This is a genomic window from Segatella intestinalis (genome assembly GCF_029348455.1).
GTDB lineage: Bacteria > Bacteroidota > Bacteroidia > Bacteroidales > Bacteroidaceae > Prevotella.
Genome location: NZ_JARJVV010000005.1, coordinates 110645 through 136475, shown reverse-complemented (window position 1 = coordinate 136475; position 25831 = coordinate 110645). Strand labels below are relative to the sequence as shown.

The window sequence follows — 25831 nt, the reverse complement described above, 5'->3', positions numbered from 1 at the left end:
GTGAAGAGTGAAGAATTCTACACCAACATAAAACAATAAAATAAAACAATAAAATTAAACATTAATATAATATTAAGACTATGAAGGTAATGAAATTCGGAGGTACTTCGGTTGGCTCACCTGAGCGCATGAAGGGAGTAGCCTCCTTGGTTACAGAATCAGGTGAACCTACTTTCATCGTACTTTCTGCGATGAGCGGTACAACAAACTCACTCGTTGAAATCTCTGACTATCTCTATAAGAAGAATCCAGAGGGTGCCAACGAGGTAATCAACAACTTGGAGAAGAAATACATGCAGCATGTGGAAGAGCTCTACTCTACCGAGGAGATGAAGAAAACCACAAGTGAATTCCTTCATAGCGAATTCGATTATCTGCGTTCCTTCACCAAGGATCTTTTCACCTCTTTCGAGGAGAAGAGCATCGTGGCTCAGGGTGAGATCATGAGCACCAACATGGTGGTCAACTACTTGAAGGAACAGGGCATCAAGGCTGTGCTGCTCAATGCGCTCGACTTCATGCGCACCGACAAGAATGCAGAGCCAGACCCACAGTACATCAAGGAAAAGCTTGCCGACATCATGGAGAAGAACCAGGGTCAGCAGATCTACATCACACAGGGTTTCATCTGCCGCAATGCTTATGGCGAGGTTGACAACCTGCAGCGAGGCGGCAGCGACTATACAGCATCGCTCATCGGTGCAGCCCTTCCTGCCGACGAGATCCAGATATGGACCGACATTGATGGCATGCACAACAACGACCCACGAGTGGTAGAGCATACAGAGGCAGTACATCAGCTCAACTTCGAAGAGGCTGCCGAGCTGGCTTACTTCGGTGCCAAGATTCTTCACCCTACCTGCGTACAGCCAGCCAAGTATGCCGGCATTCCAGTAAGACTGAAGAACACCCTCGACCCTAAGGCCGATGGAACCATCATCGACAACGTGATAGTACGTGGCAAGATCAAGGCTGTGGCAGCCAAGGACAACATCACCGCCATCAAGATCAAGAGCAGTCGCATGTTGCTGGCTACAGGTTTCCTGCGCAAGGTGTTCGAGATCTTCGAGAGCTATCAGACTCCTATCGACATGATTGCCACCTCTGAGGTGGGTGTAAGCATGAGTATTGACAATGACGCCCACCTGAACGACATCGTCAACGAGTTGAAGAAATATGGTACTGTCACTGTCGACACAGATATGTGTATCATCTGCGTGGTAGGCGACCTCGACTGGAGCAACGTAGGTTTCGAGACACTTGCCACAGAGGCAATGAAGAACATCCCTGTAAGAATGATTTCTTACGGAGGTTCCAACTACAACATCTCATTCCTCATCCGAGAAAGAGACAAGAAGCAGGCTTTGCAGAACTTGAGCAACAACCTGTTTGAGAAGTAATTTAAGTGAAGAACGAAGAGTGATAAGTGAAGAATTCGTATGCAATGCTTCCTACTCACTCTTCGTTGGATATTCTGATTTACAATAAATTGGATTTTCTAATTTGACTATATAAGATATTAATTTTAGATTTAAGCGAAATGAAAGGAACATTTCCTATAGATAAGTTTCAGGAGAAACAGACTCCGTTCTACTATTACGACACAGCCCTGCTGAGACAAACCCTCAGAACCATCTGCGAGGAAGCAGGTAAACATCCTGGTTTCGAGGTACACTATGCCGTAAAAGCAAACGCCAATCCTAAAGTGCTGGGCATCATCAGCCAGGCAGGATTAGGAGCCGACTGCGTGAGCGGAGGAGAAATACAAGCTGCTGTCAACGCAGGATTTCCTGCCAACAAGATCGTATATGCCGGTGTGGGCAAGAGCGACTGGGAGATCAATCTCGGACTGGAGAAAGACATCTTCTGCTTCAACGTGGAGAGTATTCCCGAACTGGAAATCATCAACGAGCTGGCTGCCAGAAAGAACAAGAAAGCACAGGTTTGCTTTCGCATCAATCCTAACGTAGGAGCACACACACATGCCAACATCACCACAGGACTGGCAGAAAACAAATTCGGTATTGCCATGCAAGACATGGAGAGTGTCATTGCAGAAGCTGCAACCATGAAGAACATCAAGTTCCTCGGCCTGCACTTCCACATTGGCAGTCAGATACTTGACATGGGTGACTTCGAGGCTCTCTGCAACAGAATCAATGAACTGCAAAACCAGTTGGAAGCTCACCACATCGAGGTAAAGAACATCAATGTGGGCGGCGGACTCGGCATAGACTACAAGCATCCCAACCGCGTGCCCATACCCGACTTCAAGTCTTACTTCGACACTTATGCCAAGCACCTGAAACTGCGCGACGGACAGAAGGTGCATTTCGAATTGGGCCGTGCAGTGGTAGGCCAAATGGGATCACTCATCACAAGAACCCTCTATGTAAAACAAGGCACAGCCAAGCAGTTTGCCATCGTAGATGCCGGCATGACCGACCTCATACGCCCTGCCCTCTACCAGGCTTATCACAAAATAGAGAACATCACGAGCGAGGAGCCTGTAGAAACCTACGATGTAGTAGGCCCAATCTGTGAGTCAAGCGACGTCTTTGCCAAGGCTATCGACCTGAACAAGACCCATCGTGGCGACCTCATTGCACTCCGTTCGGCAGGAGCCTATGGCGAGATTATGGCAAGTCAGTACAACTGCCGTCAGTTGCCTAAAGGCTACACCACAGAAGAAATGTAAGGCACCTTAACAATACGAGAAAAGAAAATAACTCAACTTTCTCAAACGAGGAAGTTAAAAAACTAAAATGATGATAATCAGTTTAACTACTATTATCGCTGGCGCAGCAGTGGTTTTATTGGCAGTCCTCGGATCGCTGATCAATCCATTTCTGCGCTCATTGCGTCTCAACAAAGAGGAAGAACAGTCTGCCGAGGGAACGACTGAAGATGCAACCGCATCCCAGCCACTTCCTCCAGTCACCATACTTATCACAGCTCATGACAACCTGCCTGAGCTGGAACGCAACCTGCATACTTTCCTTGAGCAGAAATATCCTGCCGACTATCAGGTAGTGGTTGTCTGCCAGAGCAGCGACGGTGAGACGATTGATTTTCTGAAACGTCAGTCTTCAGAAAATCCACACCTTTATTATACCTTCATACCAGAGAGCTCACGCTATATGAGCCGAAAGAAACTGCAGATTACCGTAGGTGTGAAAGCTGCCAAGTATGAGTGGATTCTGCTCACCGAACCTGCCTGCATGGCCTGCAGCGAGGACTGGCTTGCCAGCATGACGCGTCAGTGCCAGGAGCCTAACCATCTGATATTAGGCTACGTAAGCACAGAGGAAAGTTGCAAGAGTGTGCGCCGGTTCGACATGATCAGAAAAGCCTATTACCTGTTGCGCAGAGCACAACGCTCCTACGGCTACCGCACCAATATGCCCAACGTCATCTTCCGCAAGAGCGACTTCATGCGCGAGCAGGGCTATCAGGGCAACTTGGAATATGTGCGCGGCGAATATGACTTCCTGGTCAACAAGTATGCCCTGTGTGGCGACACTGCTGTCGAACTGGCACCATCAGCATGGCTTCAGCAGGAAGCCCCTACCGATAAGAGCTGGCACAACAAGAGCCTCTACCTGCAGGCTTCGCGCAAGTCACTCAATCGCAACCTGTCTATGAGAACCCTGATGTTCTTCGACCATCTCTTTCCCCACCTCAGCCTTATCGCCTCTATAGCAGTTTTGGCGTGCTCCGTCGTGATGAAAGACTGGATACTGACGGGCTGTGCAGGTTTTGCTCTGTTGCTGCTCATCGTTCTTCGAACCATCATCGCCCACAGGGCAGTCGCCTGTTTCGATTCTCTCATTCCTACGTATAAGTTGCCCTTCTACGATTACGGAATCATCTGGCGAAACTTCGCCAACAAAGTGCGTTACTGGCGAGCCGACAAGAACGACTTCACCAGCCACAAACTTTGAGGACAATACAAGGACTCAGCGAGACTGTTTACAAAAAGCTTAAATAATCAACGATGAAAATATATTTATTCATAACCAAGAAAAAAAGGCAATACGCCATGTACAAAGCCTATATAGAGACTTTACAGCGGAGACTCGACATCGCCGACAACATCGAGGATGCCGACGTGGTATTGTTTCTTGGTGCATGGTCATACCAGGGATTCCGACTGGCACAACGTTCCAGAAAGATGGGAATCCCATACATCGTTTGTCCATTGGGCGACATCTCGGAGAGAAACTGCCATAATCCTGGCATGAAGAGAAGCCTGCAAACCCTTATCTATCAGAAGACAATGTGCAAGACGGCAGAACTCATCATCGCCACCACACCCTTGGAGAAAGAATATCTCACCGCTTTAGGTAGGGTGTTCAAAATCTATTAATTTTCCGACACGTTTTTTGCACCAAAATACAAGTTAATTCACACGAAATCAACGTGTTAAGAATTCAAAAATGTGACATTTTTTAGTTCTGCGCAATATTCGTGTCGATAATTATTGAATATCAGTTAGTTGAACCGATTATTCGACTAAAAAACGTGCCAAATTTTAAACGGATTTTGAACACCCTACGCTTTAGGGTGGAACAGCCACATCTCGCTCATCCGATATTTCGGTTACAGCCAGCTCACCTCACAGTCGGCCATGACAGAAGACTGGCAAGGCGCTGACGCCATCACCTTCACCAACTACGAGAAGCGAAAGGCAGAAGCCATAGCTGCGAAGACCGACGAGCCTATCATCGCACAAATCATGCAGATAAAAAGCAGGATGCCGCACCGTAACATTCCGCAGAAATACATCGACGACCTGCACACCCTGCTCTATGCCGACAACTACGACGAGGATGCCATCCATGCCGAACTCGCCAAGCAGAAACTTGACATGTATGCAGCTGCCGTCTTTGATGCCATGACCGAGAAGACAGGACTCACCGAGGGATTCATGCCTCTGCCTGCCAGGAAAGGCAGAAAGAGCAGACAGATTCTGAAATACATCAAATAACCATCACCCCTGTATGACTCACTCCATTCATGACAGATAATACGAGAATCAATTCCTTGGCCAGCAACTTGCCAGCATTCAGCATAGCCGACTCCATCAATCAAGCCTTGAGAGAGTCGGCTAATCTTGTTGTCACAGCCCCTCCAGGAGCCGGCAAGTCTACCCTGCTGCCTCTCACCATCCTCGAAGGAATGAACGGCAAGGGGAAAATCCTCATGTTGGAACCCAGACGCCTCGCCGCCCGACAGATAGCCGAACGAATGGCAAGTCTCATAGGTGAACCAGCAGGCAAGACGGTAGGCTATCGTGTACGATTTGAGAACAAGGTGTCGGCCGAGACACGCATCGAAGTTCTCACCGAAGGCATCCTTACCCGAATGCTCGTCAATGATGCCACCCTCGAGGGTGTCGACGTGATTATCTTCGACGAGTTCCACGAAAGAAGCATCCATTCCGACCTGGCATTGGCACTGACCCTGCAGGCACAAAATATCATCCGCCCCGACCTGAAAATCATCATCATGTCGGCCACTATCGACACATCTGCCATCTGTCAGGCCCTTCATGCACCGCTCATCGAGTGTGCCGGAAGAATGTTTCCCGTGAAGACCATCTATGCCGAGACCGATACCGACAAGTACACTATATATAAAGAGGTGGCAGCTGCAGTGATGCGGGCCCACCGCGAACACGAGGGCGACATCCTTGCCTTCCTGCCCGGACAAGCCGACATACAGAGATGCGAGGAACTCCTTATCGCTACTCTTGCCGGCACACAGACACAGGTGTATCCACTCTATGGCAATCTCTCGCCCGAGAGACAACGAAAAACCATAGCCCCTTCCCTTCAAGGCGAGCGCAAAATCGTTCTCGCCACCCCCATTGCCGAGACATCACTCACCATCGAAGGCGTGAGAATCGTAATAGACTCAGGATTTTGCCGTCAGTTGGTGTACGATGTCCGGACAGGGCTCAGTCATCTTGAGACTGTGCGCATCAGTAAAGACATGGCCATCCAGCGAAGAGGACGAGCAGGCAGAGTGGCAGAAGGAATCTGCTACCGACTATGGTCGAAAACCTCAGAACACCTGATGCAGGAACAAAGAAAGCCCGAGATAGAAGAAGCCGACCTCACCCCGATGGTTCTCGACATTGCAGCCTTTGGCGAGAGCGACCCCATGTCGCTCCCCTGGCTCACGCCTCCTTCCAATAGCAACATATTTAATGCCAAACACTTACTTCTTTCACTTCAAGCAATCAACGAGGATGGTAGTGTCACGCTACTTGGCAGAAAGATGGCATCCCTGCCCTGCCATCCCCGCATAGCCAAGATGATGCTCAACTCCAAGACAGATGCACAGAAAGCCTTGGCATGCGACATGGCAGCCGTACTGGAGGAGAAAGACCCAATGAGCGAACATGAGGACTCAGACATGACACTCCGCATCGCCATGCTGCGTTCACAAAGAGAGAGAAAGAACTTGGGTAAATGGGCACGCATCGCACAGATAGCCCAGGAGTATCGTAGGATGCTCAAGGTAAAGGAGGACAACCATCCTGTCGACCCCGAGGAAGTGGGAAGCCTGATCGCCTCAGCCTATCCGGAGCGAATTGCCATGGCTGTCGACAATATCGGCAACTTCAGAATGTCGGGCGGACAGAACATCTTCATCGACCGAAACGATCCCATGTCCCTGCACTCCTGGCTTGCCATCGCTTCGCTCAACTCAGCAGGCTCCAAGGGCAAGGTATTCCTCTCCGCTCCCGTCAGCATCAACGACCTGCCCACATCTACGTTCACCAATATCTCGTGGGACAGCAAGGCAGGAGCAGTGCGTATGCAAAGTGAAAGACGAATCGGGCAGCTCGTCGTAGAAAGCAAACCCATCCACGACGCAGACAAAGGACAGATCATCGACATCATCTGCTCTGCCGTCAGAAAAGAAGGACTCAGCATGCTCGACTGGAACGAGAAGGTGAAAAGACTGCAGCAGAAAGTGGAAAAGGTAAAACAATGGCACCCGGAAATGAACGTGCCCGACCTTTCCACCGAGCATCTGTTGACGACCGCCTCTGACTGGCTTCCCTTCTATATAGAACAGGAGGGAAAACTGAGAACAACCTCTGCCGAGCTCAGGAAACTCGACCTTGCCGAGATACTATGGGCACAAGTTCCCTACGAGCTTCAGGAAGAGATAGACCATTTGGCTCCTACCCATATCGCAGTACCTTCGGGCAGTCGCATCCGCATCGACTATCGGCCAGGAACCGAGGCGCCAGTATTGAGTGTACGACTGCAGGAATGTTTCGGTATGACTCAGACACCCAAGGTAGACAACGGCAGGCAACGCCTGCTGATGGAGCTCCTGTCTCCGGGCTTCAAACCCGTACAGCTCACGCAAGACCTCGCAAGTTTCTGGCAAGGCACCTACTTCGAGGTACGCAAGGAGCTGAAGCGCCGGTATCCCAAACATTACTGGCCCGAGAACCCTTTAGAGAGCGAGGCTGTGAGAGGAGTGAAAAGAAAATAAAAGCCCGCTTCTTCACTTTTCTCCCCAAAACCGACTGCTTTTTCAGTAATTTATGTACTTTTGCAAATAAAAAAACAATGAACGGAATATATACAATACTTCTCTTAGTGTTAAGCAATATCTTTATGACTATTGCATGGTATGGACACCTCAAACTGCAGCAAACAGGCGTTAGCAGCCACTGGCCCTTAGTAGGTGTGATCGCTTTCAGTTGGGCTATCGCTTTCTTTGAGTACTGCTGTCAGGTACCCGCCAACCGTATTGGCTTTATCGACAACGGCGGCCCCTTCTCATTGGTTCAGCTCAAGGTGATACAGGAATGCGTATCCCTCATCGTCTTCGCCGTCATTGCCAACATTCTCTTCCAGGGTGAGAGTCTGCACTGGAACCACTTTACAGCCTTCCTCTGCCTCATTGCCGCCGTCTACTTCGTGTTCATGAAGTAAGAGAAATTGTGCGAGTTGGCTGGCTGTGGAGTCTTGCCCTCCTTCTTAGCCTGGTTGATGCGTGATTTGCCTGGTTGATTTCGATGAGGTTTGCGTTCACGCTGCGCTTTACGATGCTGTAATTAATCATAGTTCTGTAGGTTTTTGAAATGATAGTTTAATACTTTGCCAGCTGCCCGATAGTGCCACCTTTGGGTCTTAATAAATGACCGGCGCCTGTCGTCTTTTGTGACCGCCCTTGGTCGTAATAGATGCCTCCTGCGAGGCTTCCTGAGCACTTTCATTGGTTGACGGTGCAAAGAAAATGCAAATCGAATGCAGAATATTAAGCTTGCTTAAATATTTTGCTGAGATGCAGCTTTTCTTCTTTAAAGAAAATGCAAACGAGCGCAATGAAAGCTTGCTTTCAAATTGCCGAGTGCTGCTTTTCTTCTGCAAAGATAATACATTTTTCTGCTGTTTGTTCAAATCCGTGATGACTTGTTAAGCAAAAATAGGGCAAGAATGACAAGAAACAGTACTGTAAGTTGCTGTGTATGTGCGGAATACGTAAACCTTGAATTTTGGTGTATAACTTTCCTTTTCATGAACTATCAAGATAGTACGAAAAAGAAAAAGTGTCATTTTGTGTCATTGTCATTTTGTGTCATTTTTGAAATTCAATGTCATTTCCACCGCTATATAATAAATAAATAAATATAAATATTTATTTATTATATAAAGCACTTTTCTCTTTCAAAAACGAAAATGACACAAAATGACAATGACACAAAATGACTTATTTACGCTAAAAAATCCACACTAACAGAAAGTTCGTGTTAAAGTTTGTAATCATCCCTTTACTCTGAATTTTTTACATTGTATTACATATTTATCATCCAACGGCAGTGCAGAAACAGGAAAATAATCATATTCAGAAGTCCAGACTTTCCTTAAAATCTGTTCATAAAAAGGAAAGAAAAGCCTTGAAATTTACAATATATAACATAAAAGAGAAAAGTTAGCTCATATTTAACTTTTACTATGTATTCTTATTGCAGTTTTCAATGAATGAATTTGTATAAATATACCAAGCCACATTTGTAAGGCTGAATGTATAAATATGCATTATTGAGAAAACAGGAATTTTCGGTGCAAAGAACACAGTAAACAGATTTTACAACACAGCATCTTCTTCTCGCTTTTCTCGGTCATCAATTTCACATAAAGAAAGTCATCAGCGAAAAGCAAACCATCTTGCCACATAGACATTTTTTCAGATTTTTGTAAAGAAAACCTACTTTACATACACACAATGAGCCAATAAACCACATCATTTAAAGACAATTTCCTCATTGTTTATACTTAACTTTCGCAAGAAAGGCAAATAAACATACAGACTATCATACCAGGCATACAACAAAAAAACCTTCAAGAATAATCTTGAAGGCTTTCTGCGGTGCGTACGAGACTCGAACTCGTGACCTCCTGCGTGACAGGCAGGCATTCTAACCAACTGAACTAACGCACCAGTTAAGGTTGAAATGATGATATGAACTAAGCGGTGCGTACGAGACTCGAACTCGTGACCTCCTGCGTGACAGGCAGGCATTCTAACCAACTGAACTAACGCACCAAAAGAAGATTAAATCTTAACCGCTTGAGGTTCATTTCTCATTTGCGGTTGCAAAGGTACTGCTTTTATTTGATTTCACCAAATTTTTCTGCAACTTTTTTACAAAATTTTTTGCAAGAAATAGGCATCGCCATACTCTTTTCCTGAGAAAATCCAGTCTTTCAAACAGATATCTCCCTGAAACCCAAACGATTTCAAAAGTTTGAGGCATCCTGCATTGTCGCAACCCACAATGGCATAAATTTGATGCAGATGTATCACATTGCGGCTATAACCACATATTTCGTGCAGAACAGACTTGCCATATCCCTGACCGCGAAATTCTTTTTTTATGGCTATTCCAAGCTCTGCCCGGCGATGCTTGGGGTCAAAATTGGTCAAGTCGACTGTACCGACCGTCTCTCCTTCTTCGTTGTCAACCATCAGCCGCACTTGTCCGTCGGCATAAATATCGCTCTTGGAAGAAGTGATGTAGTCGATCAGCACGCTGCGCGAATAAGGCACATTGGTGGCACTCACGCCCCATACCGTACGGTCGTTCTCCAACGTATAGAGCGTGTCAAGGTCTTCGGGCTCCATGGCTCGCAGACTGACTGGAGGGAAAGATTTCATAGTTTCGGTGGATAGCATATTTCAGAAATAAAAGATACATCAGCTTATCACATCACGGTCGGTCACTATCTTGTGTGTGGCGGCATGATAGGTGCCTATCCTCCACTGGCGCTGCGGCTGCTGCATGAAGAGACCGAAGATGCGCTGATAGTCGTAGGAATCGGCATCGTAAACGATATTGACCACCGACTTGCCCATACCCTGCAACATCGCCTGAAGAGAAACCGACAGATGTCCATCGGGCATAGTCTGCGCATCTGCCAGGACGAACTGAGCATCGAGTCCGTTCTCCATACTGAGAGCACGACAGTCGTCGAGCATCTGCTGGCTGCCCAAGAAGAGATAACGGGGAGAAGCCTCGCGACGGGGCGTGAAGCCCAAACTCTTGCGCAACTTGGAGAGCAGCATACCGAAAGCCGCCACGCTGGCACGCGCATATATGGCAGCGCTGATGGGCACTGTGAGCAGCAGCGACATGCCCGAATTGTGCTTACGGAAGAAGATAAGCATCGCCTCATAGAACACATGGACATAACGGAAACTGGACTTCTGCGTGCTCTCGCCCTTGTAGTGAAGGATGAGCGATGGCAGATAATAGTTGCGATAGCCGCCCTTGAGGACACGATAAGACAGGTCGATATCCTCGCCATACATAAAGAAATCCTCGTCGAGGAGTCCCACCTTGTCGAGCGCCTCGCGCCGCAGCATGCAGAAAGCTCCACTCACCACCTCGATGGCTGCCGGTGTGTTCCAGTCGAGATAACCCATATAGTAATGTCCGAAGCGATGATGTGCGGGCATTCTTTCGCAGAGTCCTATCATTTTCCAAAATGCCACCATCGGCGTAGGAACTCCACGACGGCTCTCTCTTGCCGACTCGCCACAGGCATTCAGCATGCGAACACCCAAGGAACCGGTATCTGCATGACCATCCATCCACGCCAAAGCCTCACGCAGTGTGGGCTCTGCCACGATGGTGTCGGGATTGAGCAAAAGCACATACTCGCCATGACTCATGCGGATGGCGAGGTTATTGGCTCGGGCAAAGCCCAGATTATGCCGGCTCGCAACTATGCGAACCCAGTCGAAGTGCTCGCGCAGATACTCCACCGAACCGTCGACAGAATGATTGTCCACCAGCAACACCTCGGCTTCGATTCCCTCCAACGCCTTATGAAGCGAAAGAAGACACTGCTCTACATAATTCTTTACGTTATAGTTGACGATTACTACTGACAGTTTCACAGCCTAATCTTTTTTAGAGGATTCGGTTGTCTCGTCCATACATCTGCCCATGGAGGGATAGACGAAGAAGAGACACAACAGAAGAATGATGCCCAGATAGCCAAAACCTGGCCACATGGTCTGATAATACAAGAAAGTGTCTATGGTCATGGGCACGCAGAGCATCTGTATGCGTGCGGTGCCCCAGGCAATCAATGCCGAGCCCTTATGTTCCAACAGCCGACGACGCACCGACGGTAAGGAGAAGAGCTTCAGGGCTACAGGTATGACGATGATAGAGGCAAACTCCATGACTACCTGCAGGAAGAACTCCAACTGGGGATTGTCGAACTGCTCGAGAGGCAGAAGCACCTCTGTCTCATAGAGCACTACTATCAGCAGACAGACGCCCGCCATCACCCAAAAATTGAGCATGAGGTAACGCTGTACTAATTTGAGATCTAACATACTTTTTTATAGAAGTTATTAATATATACAAGTTTTGAGGACTGTCTAAGATGGCCCCCTGCTACTGAGCAAAAGGGGTGCGGTTGAGAATGGAACGTCCCAGGGTCACCTCGTCGGTATACTCCAGTTCGTCGCCCACAGAGATACCACGGGCTATCACTGAAAGACTGACAGGAAAGGTAGCCAACTTGCGAGAGATAAAGAAGTTGGTGGTATCGCCCTCCATGGTGCTGCTCAGCGCCAGGATAACTTCCTTCACCCCACCCTGAGCCACCCGCTCTACAAGCGAGTCTATCTCCAAGTCGTTGGGACCTATACCGTCCATTGGCGAGATGATGCCTCCCAGAACATGATAGAGTCCATGAAACTGCTGGGTGTTCTCCACTGCCATGACGTCCTGCACATTCTCCACCACACAGATCGTGGAAGCATCGCGGCGCGGATCGCTGCAGATGGGGCAAACATCCGTATCGCTGATGTTGTGACACACCCTGCAGTACTTCACCTCTTTCTTCAGCCGTTCTACGGCTTCGGCAAAGGCCGTCACATCCTCATCACTCTGTCGAAGCATGTGAAGAACCAAGCGCAAGGCTGTCTTGCGCCCGATTCCTGGAAGTTTGGCAAACTCGCCCACCGCCTTGTCAAGCAAGGCCGAAGGATATTGGCGCATCATAACTCTTAGAGGTATACGCCAACACCGACTTTGAAACCGATGGTTGAGAAAGCAGAGTGATCCTTAAAGCTCTGGTCGTAATACACTGCAGGCTCGACGGTTACCGTTTTGCTCACAAAGTAGGCATAGCCCACCTCGAGTCCGGGCATCACATCGTTGTAGCCACCTGAATGTACATACTTGGCACCCAAGCCCAAATAGAGTCCGTTCTGAATGATGTAATAGCGTCCCTGTGCTCCTACAGAAACATAGTCGCTCACATCTGAAGAGCCCACATGATTATAAGCCACGGTTCCCACTGCCATCAGGTTGTCGGCAAAAAGATAACCTGCCTGGGCATTGATGCCGAACTTCAGTTCGGAGCTTCCGCTATAACTCAAATCAAGGCTTGAGAGCGATGCGCCACAATATACTTTTCCTTCCTCAAACTGTGCATTGGCAGCTACTGTCATCAACAGGGCTACCAGCATAACTACTAATTTTTTCATGTGAATTGTACGTTGTTTATAATAAATGATTATGAATGAATCGTACGCTGATACTTGGTGTACCAGGCGAAGAACCAAACCAATGCCAGCACCAGGATGATGATGCTACCCGTGTAGGCCACAGTAGACTGCAAGCCGAGAGCCTGCTTGGAAATAAGCAGGAAAGTGGAACAAACCACCGTCATGAACAAGGCTGGCACTAAGGTGACAATGAAGGGCTTCTGTCTCTGCACCAGATAGACGGTGAGTGTCCAGAGGGTGAAAACAGAGAGGGTCTGGTTGGCCCATCCGAAATACTGCCAGATGACATTGAAGCCGTCAGGATTGTTCATCTGCCATACCAAGAGAAGGATGGCGGCAACAAACATAGGGATGCAGATATAGAGACGACGGTGCATGGAGTGCTGCTCCAGTCCTATGGCCTCGGCAATGATAAGACGCGCGCTGCGGAATGCTGTATCGCCACTGGTGATAGGTGCTGCCACTACGCCCAGGAGGGCAAGCACGCCACCTGCCACTCCTAACCAAGAGGAGCAAACCAACTTGACGACTGTGGGCGCATCAAAATACTGCACCAAGGTATTGCCGCCATCGGCAGCCTGGGCAGTAAACTGCTGTGCCACCTCTGGAGAAACCACCTCGCGCCAGCCTCCATAATAGAAGAAATACATAGAAACGGTGGCCCAGATGAGCGCCACGAAGCCCTCGGTAATCATTGACCCATAGAAGATGGGGCGACCCAACTTCTCCGACTTCATACAACGAGCCATCAACGGGCTCTGAGTAGCATGAAAACCACTGATGGCACCGCAGGCTATCGTGATGAAAAGACAAGGGAACAAGGGGTTCTTACTCATAAAAGGCTCGGCACCCAACCATGCCGGATTGGCATTGAGATTGCTCTCCGACAAATTGTCCCACAACTCTGGGATGGCAGGCATCTTGACGATCAGACCTATCATCAGGGCTGCAGCCATGAAGAGAAGCGAGATGGCGAAGAGAGGATAAACCTTGCCTATTATCTTGTCGATAGGCAACAGGGTGGCGATGATGTAATAGACGAAGATGGCGATGATCCAGAACATCTTGGAACCACATATCGACTCGAGGATAATGGCAGGACTGTAGACGAAGACAACGCCCACCATCATCAGCAACAGCACAGAGAAGACAAGCATCACCTTGCGGGTGGTGCCGCCCAGATACTTGCCCACCAGTTCGGGAAGACCTGCTCCGCCATGGCGGATACTGAGCATTCCACTCATATAGTCGTGCATGGCACCGGCAAAGATACAGCCCAATACAATCCAAAGATAGGCCACAGGACCATACCATGCACCCATGATGGCGCCAAAGATAGGCCCGGTACCTGCTATGTTGAGAAACTGGATCATGAAGATTTTCCAACTGGGCAGCACGATAAAGTCTACCCCATCCGCCTTAGTCACTGCTGGCGTAGGACGGTCGTCGGGTCCAAACACGTGGGCCACAAACTTTCCATAAAAAAGATAACCCAGAACGAGGGCTACCAAACTCAGTAAAAAGCTAACCATTTCTTCTTTTTTTGTTTAAATTTCTTGGCAAAAGTAACATTTTTATTTGGAATAAGAAAAAATATCAGTATCTTTGTTGCCAAATTGAAAGATTATGCGCTATTTATATATAATATTTATACTTTTTCACCTTGCAGTGGCCTCGTATGGCCAGAGTTTCTATGCCGTCAACCCCAATCCAAAATACGAAGTAAGAGCCGTGTGGCTAACCACCATAGGGGGCATAGACTGGCCCCACTCTTATGCTCAGTCGGAACGTTCGGCAGAGAAACAGAAAGAGGAACTGAGAGCTATCCTCGACCGACTGCAGAAAGCCAACATCAACACCGTACTGCTGCAAACACGCATCCGTGCCACCACTATCTATCCCTCGCAATACGAGCCTTGGGACGGCTGTCTGTCGGGATTCCCCGGAAAGTCGCCCGGCTATGACGCCCTGCAGTTTGCCATCGACGAATGCCACAAAAGGGGCATGGAGGTGCATGCATGGGTAGTGACCATACCCGTGGGAAAATGGAACTCTTACGGATGCAGACAACTGAGAAAGAGATTTCCAAGACTCATCAAGCGAATAGACCAGGATGGATACATGGACCCAGAAGCGACACAGACAGGCTGCTACTTGGCTGAAATGTGTCGCGAAATCGTACAGCGATACGATGTGGACGGCATCCACCTCGACTACATACGCTATCCCGAGACCTGGAAGTTCAGAATAGGCAAAGACCAAGCACGCGGCAACATTACCCGCATTGTGGAGAAGATCCATCAGGCGGTAAAAAAGGAAAAGCCATGGGTGAAGATGAGTTGCTCGCCGATAGGCAAGTTCGACGACCTGAGCAGATACTGGAGCCATGGATGGAATGCCTATACCAAGGTGGCGCAGGACGCCCAGGCTTGGCTGAAAGACGGACTCATGGACGAGCTCTTCCCTATGATGTACTTCAGAGGCGACCAGTTCTTCCCCTTCGCCATCGACTGGAAAGAGCATAGCTATGGCAAAATCATCGCACCGGGACTGGGCATCTACTTCCTCGATCCCAAGGAGGGGAAATGGAATATCAGCGACATAACAAGCGAACTGTACCACCTGCGCAATATCGGCGAGGGACATGCATTCTTCCGCAACAAGTTCCTGCTCGACAACCATCAGGGTGTATACGACTTCGTGACTGCCCACTTCAACCGCTACCCTGCCCTTGTGCCTCCCATGACATGGGAAAGCAACAAGCGACCACAGCAACCGGTTACACTCTGCATAGAAGAGAATGAAGGAACCACAACGCTGAGATGGGACAACAGCCTGCAATACGAGGACGGAACCGCCATCAAGACTCCCTCTATATATAATAATGTGTACGCGAGCAAAGAATATCCGGTGGACGTCCATGATGCCCGCAACCTGATACTGACAAGAACCACCAGACGGCAACTGACGACAAGGACAGGCAACACACCCACCTATTATGCTGTGACAACTACCGACGGCTTTGGCAACGAGAGCCGAGCAAAACAACTGAACCAAACAGCCGTGGTGAAGACAACGACAAGATATGGCAAAGCCTGCAGACTGACCACAACGGGTGAAAGCATCATTTTGCCGTCCTCGATACACGAAACAGACTGCCAATACATTATCGTAAAAAACATGCAGGAACAAGCTGTATACATCACCAAGCCACAGAACCGGAAAATTAATATCAAAAAAATCAAGGATGGCATATACACACTCAACTGCGTGAATTACAGGAACATAGAACACACTTTGGGTACCTTTATCAAGAAAGAAACTCAAAAAAAATAGAAAAAAGTTGATAAAAAATTTGGTGGAATAAAATAAAAGCAGTACCTTTGCACTCGCAATTCAGAAATGAGGCTTAACGTTGCACCCTTAGCTCAGTTGGTAGAGCAACTGACTCTTAATCAGTGGGTCTAGGGTTCGAATCCCTAAGGGTGTACAAAAACGAGCAAACAAGCATGGTTCCGTAGCTCAACTGAATAGAGCACTTGACTACGGATCAAGAGGTTCAAGGTTTGAATCCTTGCGGAATCACCTGAAAGACTCGAGAATTGCAAAGTTTGGCTCCGTAGCTCAACTGAATAGAGCACTTGACTACGGATCAAGAGGTTCAAGGTTTGAATCCTTGCGGAGTCACAAAAAGCTGCACCCTTAGCTCAGTTGGTAGAGCAACTGACTCTTAATCAGTGGGTCTAGGGTTCGAACCCCTAAGGGTGTACAAAATCGAAGTCTATGTCTTCTTGACATAGACTTTTTTTTGTTTCCATTTAACTTCTATAACTTCTAACGACCGAAGGGAGTGATAACTTCTAAACTTGCTAAAGTTCAATATAAAAAAAAGCATTGCTTTGATGAGCAATGCCATATCCTTCTAAAAATCATCATCTCCGAAGAGAGAAAGCGAAGAGTCAACAGAACTCTTCTCCGACACCTCTTCCTGTACAGGATGACTGCCAAACTGCAACATGAGCTGCTGCGCCTCCGTCGTGGCAAGATTAAGCCGATAAACACCGTAACCTGCCTTCTGAACACACGAGCCCTGCAGCTTACTGCTCTTCACCAAATACTGCGACACATATGCATAGACATCCTTGTAATTCAACGGAGTAAACATTGAATTACAGGCATTGTACACGTGCCGTACTATATGTTCCAATTTGAGACCCTTCTCTCCTGCCTGAGTCAGCACTGCAAGAATCTCACGATCATAGTTCATGAAAACAGAATTATATTTGAAATAACCATTAACGCCAAAGGCAAAAAAAAAAGACCGCACCCAACTATTTTTGATAGAGGTGCGGTCCTTCCTGTAGTGTTCTATTTAAGCGAGAACCAACTTGTTGTCCTCATTCTTAATCTTACCCTCTTTCAGGAGCCATCCTATACCCAAGAGTGCATCCTCTGCGGTAATCTTAGCAGCCTTAGCAATCTCTGCAAGCGAGAGAGCCTTACCTGCTGCTGCCAATGCCTGATAAACATCACCAGCCTTGAAACCTGCGTTCTCCTCATTCAAGTAAAGAACTTCTTTCTTTGCTGCAGTAGCCTTCTTGGTTGCTGGAGCCTTCTTTGCAGCTGTAGTGGTAGTTGTCTTCTTAACAGCTGTCTTTGTTGTTTTCTTTTCTGCCATGTTCTTAGTAAAAATTTAATTAAACTCGCTCTAATCAGGAGTTTTGTATTATATTTTTTTGCAAATTTAATACTTTTATTCGATTATATCACGATTTTCAAGCTAAATCTGCATTGTTTAAAAGAAAACACCGCATTTTTTGATATATATCAAGCAAATGCGGTATCTATAGCAGAATTTTTATAAGAATTATTACTCTTTAACATCAACACTGATCTGCAACTCATCAAGCTGCTTCTGATCAATGGCTGAAGGCGCATCGAGCATCACGTCACGACCTGAATTGTTCTTTGGGAAAGCAATACAGTCGCGAATACTGTCGAGACCGGCCATGATGCTGACAAAGCGGTCGAGTCCAAATGCCAGACCTGCGTGAGGTGGCGCACCATACTTAAAGGCATTCATCAAGAAGCCAAACTGAGCCTCTGCACGTTCGGGAGTGAAGCCGAGAACCTCAAACATCTTCTCCTGCAACTTGGTATCGTGGATACGGAGTGAGCCGCCGCCAACCTCGATACCATTACATACGAAGTCGTAAGCCTTGGCACGTACCTGCTCGGGATGCTCATCCAGCAATGGGATGTCATCAGGATTAGGCATAGTGAATGGATGGTGGGTAGCCATAAGACGCTGCTCCTCGTCGCTCCACTCAAAGAGAGGGAAGTCAATAATCCAGAGGCACTTGAATACATTCTTATCGCGAAGACCAAGACGATCGCCCATCTCAAGACGAAGAGAGCAGAGCTGGATACGGGTCTTGTTGGCATTGTCACCACTGAGAATCAATACCAAGTCGCCATCTTTGGCTCCCATCACGGTCTTGATCTCTGCCAACTCCTCAGAAGAATAGAACTTGTCGATGCTACTCTTCACGGTGCCGTCGGCATTATACTTGATGTAAACCAGGCCCTTGGCTCCTACCTGTGGACGCTTTACGAAATCGGTCAGCTCGTTGAGCTGCTTGCGACTATAGTCGGCACAACCTGGCACACAGATGCCGCCAATATACTTAGCCTCATCGAACACAGAGAAACTGCCCTTACCGGCAAATGCATCCTTGAGCTCTACGAACTCCATACCGAAACGCAAATCGGGCTTATCACTACCGAAGCGCTTCATAGCCTCATGCCATGTCATCTGCTGAAGCTTAGGCAACTCTACACCTCGAATCTCGCGGAAGAGATGACGAGCCATTTCCTCGAAGAGGTTGATAACGTCATCCTGATCGACGAAACTCATCTCGCAGTCTATCTGTGTAAACTCAGGCTGACGGTCTGCACGAAGGTCCTCATCGCGGAAGCACTTGGCTATCTGGAAATAGCGGTCGAAACCAGCCACCATCAGGAGCTGCTTCAGTGTCTGAGGACTCTGAGGTAAAGCATAGAACTGACCTGGATTCATGCGTGAAGGCACAACAAAGTCGCGTGCACCCTCTGGTGTACTACCAATAAGGATAGGTGTCTCCACCTCCATGAAGTTATAATTGTCGAGGAAGTTGCGGATAAGGATTGTCATACGGTGACGCAACTCCAAATTCTTGCGAACAGCAGGACGGCGCAAGTCGAGATAACGATATTTCATACGAATATCATCACCGCCATCGGTATTGTCCTCGATAGTGAAAGGAGGTGTGGCACTCTCAGAGAGCACCTGCAGACTCTTTACCAAAATCTCGATGTCGCCAGTATCCATCTTTGGGTTCTTGCTCTGACGCTCGCTTACCACACCCTTCACCTGGATGCAGTATTCGCGTCCCAACTTGTTGGCTGCATCACATAATGACTTATCATCGGCCTCATTGAAAACCAACTGAGTGATGCCATATCTGTCGCGCAAGTCTACGAATGTCATACCACCCATCTTTCTTGTGCGCTGTACCCATCCGGCAAGAGTCACTTCCTTGCCGGCATCAGAGAGTCGAAGCTCTCCACAAGTGTTTGTCCTGTACATAAATATATAAATTATATAATTTTCTTTTCTGACGTGCAAAGTTATAATTTATTTCTGAGACAACAAAACTTTAAATAAGAAAACTTTGATAATGACAGAAAAAAGGCTATGCCTTACAGGACAAATCCTGCGGCATAGCCTTTTCTTTATATGACGGTAAACGCTTCATGAAGAAGCTTCTTTCCTCTGCATCATTTCGGACACATACGCTTGAACATCTGCCGATGGAATTTTTCCTCTGCCTTGATGATGCGCATCACCTTGCCTGCAGGAAGGATGAGCATAAAACGGGAATGATACTCCTGTTGCAACAATTTGATCTCCACATCCAACTCATCCTGACGACGGATGGCATTGGCGCAAGTCTCATTGTCACGAGTATCTATGTGATGCAAACGGCGCATCTCGTCAAATATCATACGCTGACGCTTCATCATCTGTCGATAAACGGGGAAAAACTTTGCCGACTCTCCTGGCGTAAGACAAGCATTGGTAGTGATAAACTGCTCCAACTCCGCCTCGAAACGTTTCGGGTCGAAATGAGGACGTTTCTTATGCTGCGCAGTAGCTGTGGAAAGTCCGAAGACCAACAGCATAGTCACAAGAACGGTTCGCTTCAAAAAGGCGATTATCATCTTAGATTTCATTTTGCTCTTACCATTAAAACTGATTATTTAAAAACCTGACGATTCTGACAGCAGAGAGGCATAGATGTCCTGATTGTCAAGCATCGCATAGTCGGCAGCCTCATCAAAGGAGTTATCCTCCGAATGCATGACCGAAGCCCATCCCCCACTTGCCACAGACTTGCCCGCCTGCCGTGAAGAAAGAGAAGTACCGATACCTATGGAAGCTCCTCCCAACAAAAGAACCACACCGGCTATAACTGCCACCTTGCGCACTACTGCACGACGCCACATCGGAACAATACGGGCACCCTGCGAGGCAGACTCAGACTGCATATCGAGAGCAGGCTGCGATTCTGGAACCGATGCCATGACACGCGATGCAAGCTCGTCAAAATAGCCTTCAGGCACACGGAAAGGACTCTGGGTGCCATACCTGGATTTCAATATCTGTTCTTCTTTTATCATATTTTTTCTCCTTATTATATATAGACGATTCAAAAAACATTTGGTTTAATTAAACCGCTTCAAATATTCTGTTATTTTTTTCACTGCCAGGTGGTAAGAAGCCTTGAGGGCGCCTTCGCTCGTTCCTAAGACCTCACTAATCTCGGAATACTTCATCTCGTCGAAGTATTTCATGACAAACACCGTGCGCTGCACTTCTGGCAACTGAGCCACAGCCTCCTGCAACCAAGCATGCATTCGGTCGCCATCAAAATAGTCGTCTGCCATCAGTTGATTGGCAACTTTTTTATTGTCGTCGACACTCGACATGGCTGACTGGCGCTGATGGCGCAGAAAATCCAAGGCCTCGTTGATGGCGATGCGATAAAGCCAGGTGGAAAGAGAAGACTTGCCCTGAAAGGAATCAAGACTCTTCCATATTTTCAGGAAAGCATTCTGCAACACATCATCGGCATCTTCATGAGTGATGACAATATGACGAATCTTCCAGTACAGCGGTTCGCTATACTGGCGCACAAGAGCCTCAAAACCCTCACGCCGGGTGCGGGCATCGGCTATCATGTCGGTCATTTCCTTGTCACTTATCATCATTCTGTTTGTTTTTTATTATATATAAGGCTGCAATGCTGAGTATATCACCTTATCAAAGCCATAGATATCGGCATACTCTGCCATGCGCCCACCTGCCATCGGATAAAGGGTGAGGTAGGTGATATAAAGTGGCACCTGAGGGTCCACCTTGATGTTCCTCACTATCATACGTCTGTTGGCAAGACTGTCGGCTGTCATCGAGTACTTCAACTTGTCCATGAGTTGCTGGTTCTTCTCGTGCATCAGGAAGACACCAAGCTCGTAGGGTTTCTCTACCCTCACACAACCATGCGAAACACTGCGGTCTTCACGGCTGAAGACTCCCTTACTTGAGGTATCGTGAAGGAAGACTGAGAAATTATTGTCAAACCGGAATATGAGCCGGCCCAAGCTGTTGCCCTTGCCTCCTCGCTGTACTACGCTGTAGTTATGATTGCGCAACATAGAAAAGCTGACCTGTGAGAAGTCAACAGGCTTACCCGTCTTGCGGTCCACCACATAGTAGTTGCGGCTGTGGAAATAATGCCAGTCGCCCGCATGATGCGCCACATCCTTGTCGATGATGCTTCGTGGAATCACCCATTGCGGGTTTACCTCCATATACTTGATACGGCTGGTAAGCAGCGGAGTCTTGGTCTTCAGACTGCCAAAACCAATGCGCATGGAGAGTGTGTCGTGATGATCGATGGCCATGAGGTGCATCGAAGGAATATTGACCACTACATACTTGCTATGGTTCTGCATGGGATCTTTCTCCCTCCACCGGCAACGTTCCATGTTGCAGAGTATCTTGGCACGCAGGTTCTTGTCACCCCGCACCTCCGTCAGCCGTTTCTGCAGGGCTCGATAGAACTCACTGCGAGGCTGCACCTCAGAGAGGAAAACGCCCAAAGAGTCGACTTCCACCTTGCGTACTGCCATGAGAAAGAAGTCGCGACCTACACGATCCACAGGAATATCGAAGAGACCACGATAGCGAACCGGACGTTTCACAGAGTCGTAACGACTTGGCTCTATCGTGTCAAGACGATTCAAGAGATAAGAGGGATTGGTAAAACCGAAACGCTGACCAGCCACATAACGGAAGTAAGCCTTGGTGAGCCGATATTCCAGTCGTGCCAATACGGCATTGACATTACCCTGCTGCGTACTGTCGAGCTGAAGCGTGCGGACAGAACGAAGGTCTTGTTCCAGACTCCCCACACAGAAACGGCGGGTAGAGAATCCCATATCGCCTACTCCCCTTAGCCAGTGGAGCAAGGTATCGGCACGACCATCCACGCCCTTGCGGTCAATCCACAAGAACTTTCCTTCATTCATATAATAGCTGCGGGTACGATGATCTGCCGTCGTAGCATCCTTGTCTGCCCTCATCAGGCTGTCGATAAAATTGCGTATACGGTGCGAATTGATGGTCTGTCCTGGTTCAGAGAACTCTCTGAACGACTCAACAGTCACCCACCTGTTGGAATTAGGCTCATGTTCCTGGCATCCAGTAAGGGCAAAAACGGCAATAGCCCACAGCAATGCCAGGAAGAAAGACCTATCGGTTGATAGAAATCTTGCGTACCACATTGCCTACCTTGACAATGTAACAGCCCGACTTCAGCGGCAAGTCTATACGCTTGTCGTTGCCTTCCACCTTGATAGAAGCAACCCTTACGCCAAGCACATTATAAACCTGCAGCACATAACCGTTGGCTCCTGTGACATGCAACACCCCTGCGCTGGTTACCGTTACGGTAATCTGCTGGAAGTCATTATCTATAATTTCAATATTTGCAGCTGCGCTCATACGCTGTGGCAAGACAGCCATCAAGCTTAGTGCAAACAAAAAAGTAAGTAAGATTCTTCTCATATACGTATACGTGTTTAAATATTCCTTTTTGCAAAATTAATAAAAAAGTGAGAACTATGGCCTTTATCACCGACCAAAGTTCTCACTTTTCAGAATATTTAACGCTTATGCATTACATGATGCCGTCAGCTCTCAGTTTTTGCTGCCATTTCCACGCAGAGGCAAGCACCTCATCGAGATTGGCCTCAGCCTTCCATCCCAACACCTTATTGGCCTTGGTACAGTCGCCCCATATCTTCTCGATATCGCCCTCACGGCGAGGACCATACTTCCAGTTGAGCTTCACACCTGTGGCACGCTCAAAGGTCTCTACGATTTCGAGTGTAGAGTTACCCTTGCCTGTGCCGATGTTGAAATACTCTATTGGTTCAGTCTCCTGATCGAGCACACGGGCCATGGCTGCCACATGAGCCTTGGCAAGGTCGACTACATAAATATAGTCGCGTATACATGTACCATCGGGAGTATCATAGTCATTACCGAAGATGGTCAACTCCTTGCGGATGCCCATGGCTGTCTGTGTGACGTAAGGAATGAGATTGTTGGGCACTCCGTTAGGAAGTTCGCCAATCTCTGCACTGGGGTGTGCACCTATAGGGTTGAAATATCTCAGCACGATACTCTTCACATTGGCTCCACTGTGGATATAGTCGGCAATAATCTGCTCGTTGATTTCCTTGGTGTTGCCATAAGGAGAAGTAGCCTTCTGGTGAGGAGCATCCTCGGTGACAGGCAGATTCTCTGGCTTGGGTTGTCCATATACCGTGCAGGAAGACGAGAAGATGATGCCCTTGACATGATACTGAGGCATAAGCTCAAGCAGATTGACGAGCGAAACCACATTGTTGCGATAATAGAGCAATGGTTTCTGCACACTCTCTCCTACTGCCTTGCTGGCAGCAAAGTGGATGATGCCTTGTATATCGGGATATTTCTGGAACACAGCCTCTGTGGCAGCCTTGTCGCGCAAGTCTACCTGCTCGAAAGCAGGACGCACACCTGTTATCTTCTCAATACCGTCCAGTACTTCTATCTTAGAATTGGACAGATTGTCTACTATCACTACGTTGTAGCCTGCCTGCTGCAACTCCACTGTGGTGTGGCTTCCGATAAAGCCTGTACCACCAGTCACCAAAATTGTTTGTTTCATCGCTATTGTTTTTTGCTGATTTTTTCAAAACATTTCTGAGGGCAAAAGTAATAAAAGATTTCGTAACAACCAAATTTTTATCGCATTTCAATGGATTTTTCATCATATTACACGATAAGCGTCACACGATTGAACGATAAACAACCCCACGAAGTACGTTTTGCTGCACTATTTTGGCACAAAGCGTGTCACTGTCTGCCACAGAGTTTCTCCATGACCAGAACACACTGGTTGTAATCGTTGAGGGCTGAGGCACGCTTGAGCCGCAGGTCGATGCTTTCCTGCAGGACATTCATGTATTCCAGATAGGAAATCTCACCCTGGCTGTATTCCAAGAGTCCCTGCTCTGCCATCTTGTCCGACCTCTCTCTGCCTTCCTCATTATAATAGGTGTATCTCACATAGGCTGCATTCATTCGGCTCAAAGCTGAGAGATATTCCTGCTGGCGAAGTTGTTCCTGTTCTTTTATCTCCAAGGCTATCATCTCGCGCTCCTTCCTGGCTGCCTTCACCTTGGCACGGGTGGCACCATAGAAGAGCGGGATGCCCACTCCCACCTCAAAGCCCATGAAGTTGCCTCCGTCAAAGCGGCTTCTGTCCTGGTCATAGGGATTCCAGGAACTGATGACGAGCTGGTTGCGCAATGAAAGACTGAGCGATGGGGCAAAACCATTCTTTGCCACACGTACAGCCTGTTCGGAAACTTTCAGACGGTCGGCTGAATATTGTCCGTCGGGGGTCTGACTATAGTTATAGGAGGCCTGCTTCCAGTCGAGCGGAAGCAACGAATCTTCCTTTGGCTCCACCGTCTCGACGCTTCCGACAAGACGTGAGAGCAAGAGCTGGACTGTCTCCAACTCGTTGTGAGCCGCCAACACTTCCATCTTGTTCTCGCGCTGCAGGCGTTCTGCCGAAAGCAGTTCCAACTGTCGGGTCTCTCCTGCCTTGTATCGCTTCTCTGCCAACGTGCGATACTGTGCCAGCAAACTGTCCTGACTCTCCAACACGCGAAGTTTTTCTGCCTGATAGACAGCCTGATAATAAGCTGCCTTCACATCATTCTCGAGCGACAGGCGAACCACAGCAGCCTTACTTCTCTCTGCTTGCGTCTCGGCCTTCAACTGTTTGTGGCGTGCTATATAATAAGTAGGAAACTCGATACTCTGCGACAGGGAAAGAGCATTGTCAGGACTGCCGCCCGATGTGGGATCTTGCGACAGCGAGAGTTCGGTCTTGTCTATCTCCCATGCCGTCCCCTGCAGAGCCTTGGCACGTTCTACTGATTTATTGGAAACCTGCATCTGCGGATTCTTCTCCAGAGCCATATTAATACATTCCTGCAGACTCACCTTTCGGGTCTGCGAAAGGACTGTCTGTGGCAGCAAAGCCAAACCACAGAGTCCTATTATCATCATATTCATTCGTTTCATATTTTTTATTTT

25 protein-coding genes and 6 tRNA genes are annotated in these 25831 nt (G+C 48.0%); 12 read left to right on the top strand and 19 right to left on the bottom strand.

The genetic code is table 11. The features are described from left to right. The first annotated feature begins 80 nt into the window (after nucleotides 1-80). The 7 genes from P3T48_RS04775 to P3T48_RS04745 all read left to right on the top strand — a co-directional run bounded on the left by P3T48_RS04775 (nucleotide 81) and on the right by P3T48_RS04745 (nucleotide 7967). Nucleotides 81-1400, top strand: a complete 1320-nt coding sequence (locus P3T48_RS04775) for an aspartate kinase (protein ID WP_022252402.1) — start codon at nucleotides 81-83, stop codon at nucleotides 1398-1400. A 140-nt stretch (nucleotides 1401-1540) separates the two neighbouring features. Next, nucleotides 1541-2698 (top strand): diaminopimelate decarboxylase, encoded by a 1158-nt coding sequence (lysA, locus tag P3T48_RS04770; RefSeq protein ID WP_276505840.1) that lies wholly within the window; start codon nucleotides 1541-1543, stop codon nucleotides 2696-2698. Between the two features lie 70 nt (nucleotides 2699-2768). Next, entirely contained in the window at nucleotides 2769-3944 is a 1176-nt protein-coding gene (locus tag P3T48_RS04765) for a glycosyltransferase (protein ID WP_276505839.1), read from the top strand. Between the two features lie 98 nt (nucleotides 3945-4042). Next, nucleotides 4043-4369, top strand: coding sequence for a glycosyltransferase family protein (locus P3T48_RS04760; RefSeq protein ID WP_276505838.1), 327 nt, complete (start codon nucleotides 4043-4045; stop codon nucleotides 4367-4369). A gap of 261 nt (nucleotides 4370-4630) precedes the next feature. Further along, entirely contained in the window at nucleotides 4631-4990 is a 360-nt protein-coding gene (locus tag P3T48_RS04755; protein ID WP_276505837.1) for a hypothetical protein, read from the top strand. A gap of 29 nt (nucleotides 4991-5019) precedes the next feature. Further along, nucleotides 5020-7521, top strand: coding sequence for an ATP-dependent helicase HrpB (gene hrpB / locus P3T48_RS04750; RefSeq protein ID WP_276505836.1), 2502 nt, complete (start codon nucleotides 5020-5022; stop codon nucleotides 7519-7521). A gap of 77 nt (nucleotides 7522-7598) precedes the next feature. Next, nucleotides 7599-7967, top strand: coding sequence for a DMT family protein (locus tag P3T48_RS04745; RefSeq protein ID WP_276505835.1), 369 nt, complete (start codon nucleotides 7599-7601; stop codon nucleotides 7965-7967). Between the two features lie 198 nt (nucleotides 7968-8165). Here P3T48_RS04745 and P3T48_RS04740 read toward each other — a convergent pair whose 3' ends face one another. The 9 genes from P3T48_RS04740 to P3T48_RS04700 all read right to left on the bottom strand — a co-directional run bounded on the left by P3T48_RS04740 (nucleotide 8166) and on the right by P3T48_RS04700 (nucleotide 14600). Then, entirely contained in the window at nucleotides 8166-8435 is a 270-nt protein-coding gene (locus tag P3T48_RS04740) for a hypothetical protein (protein WP_276505834.1), read from the bottom strand. A 968-nt stretch (nucleotides 8436-9403) separates the two neighbouring features. Continuing rightward, nucleotides 9404-9477, bottom strand: a tRNA-Asp gene (locus tag P3T48_RS04735). Nucleotides 9478-9508: 31 nt separating this feature from the next. Beyond that, a tRNA-Asp gene (locus P3T48_RS04730) sits at nucleotides 9509-9582 on the bottom strand. A gap of 99 nt (nucleotides 9583-9681) precedes the next feature. Continuing rightward, nucleotides 9682-10194: a GNAT family N-acetyltransferase gene (locus P3T48_RS04725; protein WP_276505833.1), complete on the bottom strand. Its 513-nt coding sequence runs from the start codon at nucleotides 10192-10194 to the stop codon at nucleotides 9682-9684. 39 nt (nucleotides 10195-10233) lie between these two features. Beyond that, nucleotides 10234-11439: a glycosyltransferase family 2 protein gene (locus P3T48_RS04720; protein ID WP_276505832.1), complete on the bottom strand. Its 1206-nt coding sequence runs from the start codon at nucleotides 11437-11439 to the stop codon at nucleotides 10234-10236. Nucleotides 11440-11442: 3 nt separating this feature from the next. After that, nucleotides 11443-11886, bottom strand: a complete 444-nt coding sequence (locus tag P3T48_RS04715; protein WP_276505831.1) for a hypothetical protein — start codon at nucleotides 11884-11886, stop codon at nucleotides 11443-11445. 61 nt (nucleotides 11887-11947) lie between these two features. Then, a complete protein-coding gene (gene recR / locus P3T48_RS04710; protein WP_276505830.1) occupies nucleotides 11948-12559 on the bottom strand; it encodes a recombination mediator RecR in 612 nt (203 codons plus the stop codon). 5 nt (nucleotides 12560-12564) lie between these two features. Further along, on the bottom strand, nucleotides 12565-13047 hold the full coding sequence (locus P3T48_RS04705; RefSeq protein WP_276505829.1) for a hypothetical protein: 483 nt from the start codon (nucleotides 13045-13047) through the stop codon (nucleotides 12565-12567). 29 nt (nucleotides 13048-13076) lie between these two features. Further along, nucleotides 13077-14600, bottom strand: a complete 1524-nt coding sequence (locus tag P3T48_RS04700; protein ID WP_276505828.1) for a carbon starvation CstA family protein — start codon at nucleotides 14598-14600, stop codon at nucleotides 13077-13079. 94 nt (nucleotides 14601-14694) lie between these two features. On the opposite strand from P3T48_RS04700, the gene P3T48_RS04695 reads away from it, so the two are divergent. The 5 genes from P3T48_RS04695 (at nucleotide 14695) to P3T48_RS04675 (ending at nucleotide 16837) form a co-directional block, all read left to right on the top strand. Further along, nucleotides 14695-16404, top strand: coding sequence for a glycoside hydrolase family 10-like protein (locus tag P3T48_RS04695; RefSeq protein ID WP_276505827.1), 1710 nt, complete (start codon nucleotides 14695-14697; stop codon nucleotides 16402-16404). An 81-nt stretch (nucleotides 16405-16485) separates the two neighbouring features. After that, nucleotides 16486-16558: transfer RNA gene (locus P3T48_RS04690), tRNA-Lys, on the top strand. A gap of 21 nt (nucleotides 16559-16579) precedes the next feature. Then, nucleotides 16580-16653 (top strand) — tRNA-Arg (locus tag P3T48_RS04685). A 28-nt stretch (nucleotides 16654-16681) separates the two neighbouring features. Then, a tRNA-Arg gene (locus tag P3T48_RS04680) sits at nucleotides 16682-16755 on the top strand. Nucleotides 16756-16764: 9 nt separating this feature from the next. Continuing rightward, nucleotides 16765-16837, top strand: a tRNA-Lys gene (locus P3T48_RS04675). A gap of 153 nt (nucleotides 16838-16990) precedes the next feature. Here the strand turns inward: P3T48_RS04675 and P3T48_RS04670 are convergent. From P3T48_RS04670 to P3T48_RS04625, 10 genes are all read right to left on the bottom strand, one after another. Continuing rightward, nucleotides 16991-17335: a hypothetical protein gene (locus P3T48_RS04670; protein WP_217758146.1), complete on the bottom strand. Its 345-nt coding sequence runs from the start codon at nucleotides 17333-17335 to the stop codon at nucleotides 16991-16993. Nucleotides 17336-17440: 105 nt separating this feature from the next. Beyond that, nucleotides 17441-17746: a winged helix-turn-helix domain-containing protein gene (locus P3T48_RS04665; RefSeq protein ID WP_276505826.1), complete on the bottom strand. Its 306-nt coding sequence runs from the start codon at nucleotides 17744-17746 to the stop codon at nucleotides 17441-17443. 192 nt (nucleotides 17747-17938) lie between these two features. Beyond that, nucleotides 17939-19696, bottom strand: a complete 1758-nt coding sequence (gene aspS, locus P3T48_RS04660; protein ID WP_276505825.1) for an aspartate--tRNA ligase — start codon at nucleotides 19694-19696, stop codon at nucleotides 17939-17941. A gap of 191 nt (nucleotides 19697-19887) precedes the next feature. Beyond that, the gene (locus tag P3T48_RS04655; protein WP_276505824.1) at nucleotides 19888-20343 is read right to left on the bottom strand and encodes a hypothetical protein; all 456 of its coding nucleotides are present in this window, start codon (nucleotides 20341-20343) and stop codon (nucleotides 19888-19890) included. A gap of 27 nt (nucleotides 20344-20370) precedes the next feature. Next, nucleotides 20371-20790, bottom strand: coding sequence for a hypothetical protein (locus tag P3T48_RS04650; protein WP_276505823.1), 420 nt, complete (start codon nucleotides 20788-20790; stop codon nucleotides 20371-20373). A 45-nt stretch (nucleotides 20791-20835) separates the two neighbouring features. Then, entirely contained in the window at nucleotides 20836-21381 is a 546-nt protein-coding gene (locus P3T48_RS04645) for an RNA polymerase sigma factor (protein WP_443217165.1), read from the bottom strand. 15 nt (nucleotides 21382-21396) lie between these two features. Continuing rightward, nucleotides 21397-22956, bottom strand: a complete 1560-nt coding sequence (locus P3T48_RS04640) for a L,D-transpeptidase family protein (protein WP_276505822.1) — start codon at nucleotides 22954-22956, stop codon at nucleotides 21397-21399. Continuing rightward, nucleotides 22925-23239, bottom strand: a complete 315-nt coding sequence (locus tag P3T48_RS04635; RefSeq protein WP_217758149.1) for a T9SS type A sorting domain-containing protein — start codon at nucleotides 23237-23239, stop codon at nucleotides 22925-22927. The genes P3T48_RS04640 and P3T48_RS04635 overlap by 32 nt, the downstream gene beginning before the upstream one ends. Nucleotides 23240-23351: 112 nt before the next feature. Then, a complete protein-coding gene (gene galE, locus P3T48_RS04630) occupies nucleotides 23352-24389 on the bottom strand; it encodes a UDP-glucose 4-epimerase GalE (protein WP_158463982.1) in 1038 nt (345 codons plus the stop codon). Between the two features lie 188 nt (nucleotides 24390-24577). Then, the gene (locus tag P3T48_RS04625) at nucleotides 24578-25819 is read right to left on the bottom strand and encodes a TolC family protein (protein WP_158463981.1); all 1242 of its coding nucleotides are present in this window, start codon (nucleotides 25817-25819) and stop codon (nucleotides 24578-24580) included. Between the last annotated feature and the right edge of the window lie 12 nt (nucleotides 25820-25831).